This is a genomic window from Microbacterium sp. KR10-403, assembly GCF_040196215.1.
Taxonomy (GTDB): Bacteria; Actinomycetota; Actinomycetes; order Actinomycetales; family Microbacteriaceae; genus Microbacterium.
This window is the reverse complement of sequence record NZ_JBEGDC010000001.1, coordinates 765,190-771,488: the sequence shown is the minus strand read 5'-3', so window position 1 is coordinate 771,488 and position 6,299 is coordinate 765,190. Positions and strand designations below refer to the sequence as shown.

Sequence of the window (6,299 nt, the reverse complement as noted above, 5' to 3'; positions counted from 1 at the left end):
AAGTCACCACCCGCGTCTCCTCCCTCGTCGCCCGCGTCAGCAAATTCGTCACCAACCTCCTCGACTCCATCAAAGCCCTCGTCCGACACCTCGACGAACTCAAACCCCTCCTCGACAAAGCCAGCGAACTCTTCACCAAACTCCTCCACGGCAAAGCGCCGAAGGAAAACGTGCCGGTATCGGGGCGCAAGCCGGAACTGGGCGCCCCGCCCGCGCACCAGGGAGCGGATGCTCCACAACTACCCGATCTGTCGAAGGTCGACGCCGAGTACCGCCTCCCCGACGGTTCGGTGGATCCAGACCGGCTGGATGAGTGGGCGCAGGCCGTCTCCGACGAATACCCCGGCCTGACCCCGTCCGATGTGAAGGGCGTCTACGACTACACGACTAATCCGGGTTATGAAGCGATGAACCCCTTCCTCAGAGGCCATACCCAACCAGACCCCGCCGATCTGCCGGGGCTGCATGATCGCATCACCGACACATCGTCGGGCATAGCGAATCTTCCCGCCGAGCCTGGGCGCACGTACCGCGGTGTGACGCTCAACGACGACTTCCTGAACACGTTCCAGCCGGGCCAGAAGTGGCACGACGATTCCTTCATGAGCACGTCGAAAGACGGCAGCACGGCCGACGACTTCGCGAAGGAGGCGTTCGCGAAGGGCGAGGTGCCGGGAATCGTCACCGTCGACGGCCTCAACGGAAGCGACGTCACGGCCCTCTCCCGTTACCGGAACGAGGGAGAGGTCCTCTACCAACGCGGCACCGAGTTCGAGGTCGTGTCGAAAGTCCAGGATGCGCAAGGCACCTGGCGTATCCATCTTCGAGAAGTCCGGTAGCGATCGATGGGCGATCTGCCGGACGCCACCCTGGCTCTTCTGTGGGACGCGGTCGTAGCGGAGGTGAAGAAGCGCACAGGTCCCTACGTGAGCATGGCCAAGTTCCTCCATCAACCCGACGAGCAGAAGGCTGCCGAGTACTGGGTCGAGCAGGCCAGGGGGGTGATCGGCGCTGTTGTCCCGGGCGACGTCGCGCTCGCTTCCTCCGGTGAACCTGTTCTGCTGTATCCGGATGATGTCTCGCTCAGATTCGACCTCAGCGAAGTGAAGATCGCGTCGCACGGGACGGCACTGTGGCACGCTGCACGAAGACCGCTCGCTGCGGCGATCGTCACCGAGGCTCTCGGCCACGCCCGGTGGGGCGACCGGTGGGATCATCTCGTTGCGGCGAGGGCTCCGAAGACCGGCCCGATCGTCCAGGCCGATATTGACCGCGAGTTTCCATGGATCGCGCAGAACCCCGCCGTCCCGGGCCCGTGGACAGGAGCGAAGTCCGAAGAACTCGCACTCCGCGCCGCCCGCGCAGAAGCGCTGGGGCCGAAGAAGATCGCCACGCTGTACGAGAGGATGCGCAAGCGCTCATGAGCACACAACCGATTCCCGACATCCTCAGCAAACTTCCCCCCTACAACGGGATCGTATGGAACGGCGCTACGTTCGAACTGACCACGCCGATCACGCTGCACGCTCCACTGCCGACGTCACGCAACCCGCGAGTCGCATCCGAGAACTTCGCCGCCCCCTACCTGTATGCGATCGTCTCGATCGCCGGGCGTGACGTGGGCCCCCTGTCGCGCAACCGCGCGGAAGAGGAAGTCGCCCTGCTGCCCGGCTCCGTGCTCAGCCCGGCCACCGGCATCCACCCCGTCGGAAACCACCAGGTGCAGGTCCTCATCGAAACGATTCCTGATCAGCCTCTGCCGACTCTGCCCGGAGACGATGCACTCGCGGCGATCCTCGCCAGCGCCGACGCCGCCGCACCGTTCACGGTCACCAGCCCCGGACGGTTCTCCCCGCGCTGACCGGAGTGAACGAAGCCGCGTGCTGGCGCGGTATGTCATTCACAGCCGCTCGGGCCGGAACCCGTACCCCACCACCCGTGCCGCGACCCGGCGCAGGATCGGCAGCGCGAGCCGCAGCACGGCGCGCTGTCGACGCGTGGGCGGGTTGTCGATCAGCTGCGCCACACGCCCGGTGCCGAGGAACACGTGCGCACGCCGCTGGATCGCCTGCATCATCGCCGTCGGCCGCTCACGCCGACCCTGCACGGCCTCGCACGCGGCGTCGAGGGCGTCGTCCGCGGCATCCTTCACCGAACCTCGTGGCCGCAGCACCGGAATCAGCACGCGGGCGGCGGCCACGGCATCCTGCACCGCGTAATTGATGCCCACACCGAAGACCGGCGACATCGCGTGGGCCGCATCGCCGATGCACAGCGCGCCGGGTCGCCACCAGCGCGGCAGCCGATCGATCTGCACGTTCAGGCGCTTGACGTCGTCGAGCGAACCGACCGCCTCGATCACGGGCTCCAGCCGCGGCACGGCCTGAACGACCCGCGCGCGGAACTCGTCGACCGTGTCGAGGTGCTCGTCCTTGCGGACCAGCAGCGCGCACTGCAGATACTCGGGCCGCGGGATCGTGATCGCCACACCCGCCCTGCTCGCCCAGCCGAGGGTGTCGGGCAGCGGGCGCTCGGGTCGCGGCACGCGGAACCACAGCACGTCGGTGTCGACGGGCGCCCCGTCGGGCGTGAGGCCGAGCGCGTCACGCACCGTGGAGGTGCGCCCGTCCGCGCCGACGACCAGGCGCGCCTCGATGGTGTCGCCGGCGGTCGTGAAGACCCCGGTGACCCGGCCGTCGCCTTCGGTGATGCCCGAGACCTCGGCGCCCATCTGCAGATGGAACGAAGGATGCCGCGAGCCGGCCTCGGCGAGCATGTCGAGAAGATCCCACTGGGGCATGAGGGTGACGAAGCGGTTGGGCGGCGGCAGGGTCGTGAAGTCGACGAGGTGGATGCGGATGCCGTTGATCACGGCATCCAGCTGCGGCAGCGGCGCGTGCGGTACGGCATCGAACGCGGGCCGCAGTCCGAGCGCGTCGATGAGGTTCACGGTCGAGGGGTGCACGGTGTCGCCACGGAAGTCCCGGAAGAAGTCATCGTGCTTCTCGAGCACCGTCACGTCGACGCCCGCGCGCGCCAGCAGCAGGCCGAGGAAGACCCCCGCCGGGCCCCCGCCGGCGATGCACACGTCCGTGCGCTGCGCGCCCACGGTGGCAGGATACGCCGGATCGGGTGCGGGATGTCGCCGGGCGCCGGGCCGCGGTGTTCAGAACTCCTCACATCCATCGCCCACGGGCCGGGTATCGCGGCTCAGGGCACGTCTGGCCCGCAGATGTGCTGAGTTCTGAACAGGGGGCGGCTCGTCGGGCGGGATGCCGCGCTCAGACGCCGGTCGCGATGAACAGGCGCCCCGCGCCGGTCACGCGCACCGCGGCGGGCGCGTCGACGAAGACGATCGCGCCGCGGGCGGCCGCGGCATCGGCTCCGTCCGTCGAGAGGGTGAAGGTGCCCTCGACGGCGAGCGCTATCGCGGCCGATCCGGTGGTGACCGCGGCGTCGCCGGTGACCAGCAGCAGCTCGAAGTCGACGCCCGCGCCCGACGGCACCGAGGCGGGCCGGTAGGAGACGACATTCTCCGACACGGCGACGGGCTTCAGGTGCGAGGCGGGCCCGGGCGTGAAGTCGAGCACCTTCTGCAGCTCGTCGCGGTCGACGTGCTTGGGGGTGAGGCCTCCGCGCAGCACGTTGTCGCTCGGGCCCATCAGCTCGACGCCCGTGCCGCGCAGGTAGGCGTGGATGTTGCCGGCCGGCAGCCACAGCGACTCGCCCGCGGCGAGCGTGACGTGGTTGAGCGTCTGCGCGACGAGGATGCCCGGGTCGCCGGGATACTCCCCCGCCAGCCGGGCGATGAGCTCGAAGTCGTCGGGGTGCGCGGCTGCTGTGGCGGTCGCCGCGACGACGGCCGCGTCGACCTCCGGTGCGCCGGAGAGCAGCCAGACGAATCCGTCGCGGACACCCGCGGCGGCGGCATCCCGCCACACCTGCAGAGGTGCCGGGTCGTCGGATGCCTGCGCCAGCGCATCGATGAGCGCGAGCGTATCGTCGATCGGGCGGAACCCGCACAGCGCCTCGAAGCCGTCGTCGACCGCGACGATGAGCTCGGGCTTGGCGTTCGGATCCTTGTAGTTGCGCTCGCGCGCGGTCAGCGGGATGCCGGCGGCCTCTTCGCGGGCGAAGCCCTCGGCCGCCTGCGACGGCGTCGGGTGCGCCTGGAGGGAGAGGGGGGATGCCGCGGACAGCAGCTTGAGCAGGTAGGGCAGGGCGGCGCCCGAGCGCTGCTCCCAGGCGGCGAGGTCGTGCCAGCCGGTCGCTTCGGCAGATGCCGCGGGCTCGCTCGGCGAGAGCGGGTGCGCGCCGAGCCACAGCTCGGCCTCGGGGCCGCCGGTCGGCGCCCAGCCGAGCGTGCGGGCGACGCCGTCGATCGTGCCCCAGGCATAGTCGCGGGGGGTGTTGGTCAGCGGGATGAGAGCGGCCATGGCATCCTTTCGTCCGCATCCAGCGTACGGGCGGTCGACGACGGACGATGCGTGTGTGTCGGGGCGGATGGGTCGCAGTGCGTGCGCGCGGCGGAGGCGAGAGGATGCCGCACACCCCAGGATCTTCAGCAGTCAAGAACGGCAACCCGCCGACCGATGGGCTTGCAGAAAGTGACGGCCGAACGGAGGGGATCGGCCCGCCCGCCCTACCCGAGGTACTCGTCGAGCGGCTGCAGCGCGGGCTGGCTGCGCTCGTCGGCGACGGCGGCGGCACCGACCGCGCATGCCGCACGCAGTGCGACGTCGTCGTCGAGTCCGCGCAGCATCGCCACGGTCAGCGCTGCAGCGAACGCATCGCCGGCGCCCACCGTGCTCACGACCGAGGTCGGCACCGAGGGCGCCTCGGCCACACGGCGCCCCGCGCGCAGCAGCACCGCGCCGTCGGCGCCCAGCGTGAGCGCGACGAGCGGCGCCGTCGCCAGCCGCGGCAGCGCCGCGTATTCGCCCTCGTTGACGATGAACAGTCCCGTGCGGTCCCAGAGCAGCTGCCCGAGCTCCCGCGCGGGCGACACGTTGAGCGCGAACAGTCCGGTGCTCTCACGCGCGAGATGGTCGACGACGGCGGCCTCGACCTCGAGCTGAGCGAGCACCGGCACCGCCGGATCGCGCTCGAACCGGGTCGGGTCGATGCGGGCGTTGGCCCCCGGGCACACCACGATCGAGTTCTCGCCGGCCTCATCGACGACGATCAGGGCCGTGCCCGTCGCCTCGTCGACGGCCTGCACGGCCGACACATCGACCCCCGCCGATTCCAGCGCCGCGCGCATCTGGGCGGCTGCGGCATCCCGCCCCACGGCGCCCAGCATGCGCACCCGCGCACCCAGCCGCGCGGCCGCGGCAGCCTGGTTCGCGCCCTTGCCGCCCGGCTGGTGCCGCAGCACCCCGTCGGCCACGGTCTCGCCGAGTGCCGGCGCCCGTTGCACGCGCGCCACCACGTCTTCGTTGATCGCGCCCAGCACGTCGAGTCGGGTCATGACCGGACCTCCCGCGGCGCCTTCTTCGCGACCACGACCTTCACGCCCCGCTTGCGCAGGCGCTCGATGTGCGAGCGGTCGGTGTCGGCATCCACCACCACGGCGTCGAACTCGCTGAGGGGCAGCATGGCGTGCAGGGCCCGCTTGTCGAACTTGGTGTGGTCGGCCAGCAGGATGCGCGTGCTCGCCGACTCGAACATCGCGCGCTTCACGTCGACGGTCTCGAGCGTCTGATGGAACGCGATGTCGTCGGTGATGGCGGACGTCGACATGACCAGAACATCGGCGCGCAGCGAGGCGAAGGCTTCGACGGCCATGCGTCCCATGAACGCCGAGCACCAGTTGTAGAACTGCCCGCCCACCGACAGCAGGGTGATGCCACGGGTGCCCTTGAGCTCTTCCATGATGGTGAGCGTGTTGGTGATGACCGTCAGCGGCGTCTTCGTGTGCAGCAGCGGCACGAGGTGCAGCGTCGTCGTCGAGTCGTCGAGGATGATCGCCTGCCCCGGTTCGATGAGCTCCAGCGCCGCACGGGCGAGGGCCTCCTTCTCGGGCAGCTGACGCGACGAGCGGTAGACGTCGCTCGATTCGACGAGCGCCGTCGACATCGCGGTCGCCACCCCCCGGTCTTTGCGCAGCAGGCCACGACCTTCGAGCTCGTCGAGGTCGCGGTGCACCGTCATCACGCTGATGTGGAACCGGTCGGCGAGCTGCTCGATGCGGATCGCCCCCTCAGCCATGACGGCCTCGGTGATGGCGCGCTGCCGAGTCTGCTGCCGACTCTGCCGCGATTGCGGCTGTTCCGTCGCCGGTGCGCTCACGTCCCCTC

General features: G+C 70.0%; 7 protein-coding genes. 3 read left to right on the top strand and 4 right to left on the bottom strand.

Features of this window, described 5'->3' with window-relative positions; genetic code table 11:
* The 3 genes from ABMQ42_RS03755 to ABMQ42_RS03745 all read left to right on the top strand — a co-directional run.
* A partial coding sequence (locus ABMQ42_RS03755) for an ADP-ribosyltransferase (RefSeq protein WP_349721492.1) occupies positions 1–839 on the top strand: 839 nt, incomplete at its 5' end.
* A gap of 6 nt (positions 840–845) precedes the next feature.
* Entirely contained in the window at positions 846–1,424 is a 579-nt protein-coding gene (locus tag ABMQ42_RS03750; RefSeq protein ID WP_349721491.1) for a hypothetical protein, read from the top strand.
* Positions 1,421–1,861, top strand: coding sequence for a hypothetical protein (locus tag ABMQ42_RS03745; RefSeq protein ID WP_349721489.1), 441 nt, complete (start codon positions 1,421–1,423; stop codon positions 1,859–1,861). The genes ABMQ42_RS03750 and ABMQ42_RS03745 overlap by 4 nt, the downstream gene beginning before the upstream one ends.
* Before the next feature lie 39 nt (positions 1,862–1,900).
* Here the strand turns inward: ABMQ42_RS03745 and ABMQ42_RS03740 are convergent, their stop codons facing one another.
* The 4 genes from ABMQ42_RS03740 to ABMQ42_RS03725 form a co-directional block, all read right to left on the bottom strand.
* A complete protein-coding gene (locus tag ABMQ42_RS03740; RefSeq protein ID WP_349721488.1) occupies positions 1,901–3,109 on the bottom strand; it encodes an FAD-dependent oxidoreductase in 1,209 nt (402 codons plus the stop codon).
* 172 nt (positions 3,110–3,281) lie between these two features.
* Positions 3,282–4,436, bottom strand: a complete 1,155-nt coding sequence (gene manA / locus ABMQ42_RS03735) for a mannose-6-phosphate isomerase, class I (protein ID WP_349721487.1) — start codon at positions 4,434–4,436, stop codon at positions 3,282–3,284.
* Between the two features lie 206 nt (positions 4,437–4,642).
* Positions 4,643–5,470, bottom strand: a complete 828-nt coding sequence (locus tag ABMQ42_RS03730; RefSeq protein ID WP_349721486.1) for a PfkB family carbohydrate kinase — start codon at positions 5,468–5,470, stop codon at positions 4,643–4,645.
* Positions 5,467–6,291: a DeoR/GlpR family DNA-binding transcription regulator gene (locus ABMQ42_RS03725; RefSeq protein WP_349721485.1), complete on the bottom strand. Its 825-nt coding sequence runs from the start codon at positions 6,289–6,291 to the stop codon at positions 5,467–5,469. The genes ABMQ42_RS03730 and ABMQ42_RS03725 overlap by 4 nt, the downstream gene beginning before the upstream one ends.
* Positions 6,292–6,299 lie beyond the last annotated feature (8 nt).

What these genes read in the sequence shown, in the direction of transcription:
- ABMQ42_RS03750 (WP_349721491.1), top strand. Translation starts at nt 846, where the DNA reads ATGGGCGATCTGCCGGACGCCACCCTGGCTCTTCTGTGGGACGCGGTC.
- manA (WP_349721487.1), bottom strand. Translation starts at nt 4,436, where the DNA reads ATGGCCGCTCTCATCCCGCTGACCAACACCCCCCGCGACTATGCCTGG.
- ABMQ42_RS03730 (WP_349721486.1), bottom strand. Translation starts at nt 5,470, where the DNA reads ATGACCCGACTCGACGTGCTGGGCGCGATCAACGAAGACGTGGTGGCG.
- ABMQ42_RS03745 (WP_349721489.1), top strand. Translation starts at nt 1,421, where the DNA reads ATGAGCACACAACCGATTCCCGACATCCTCAGCAAACTTCCCCCCTAC.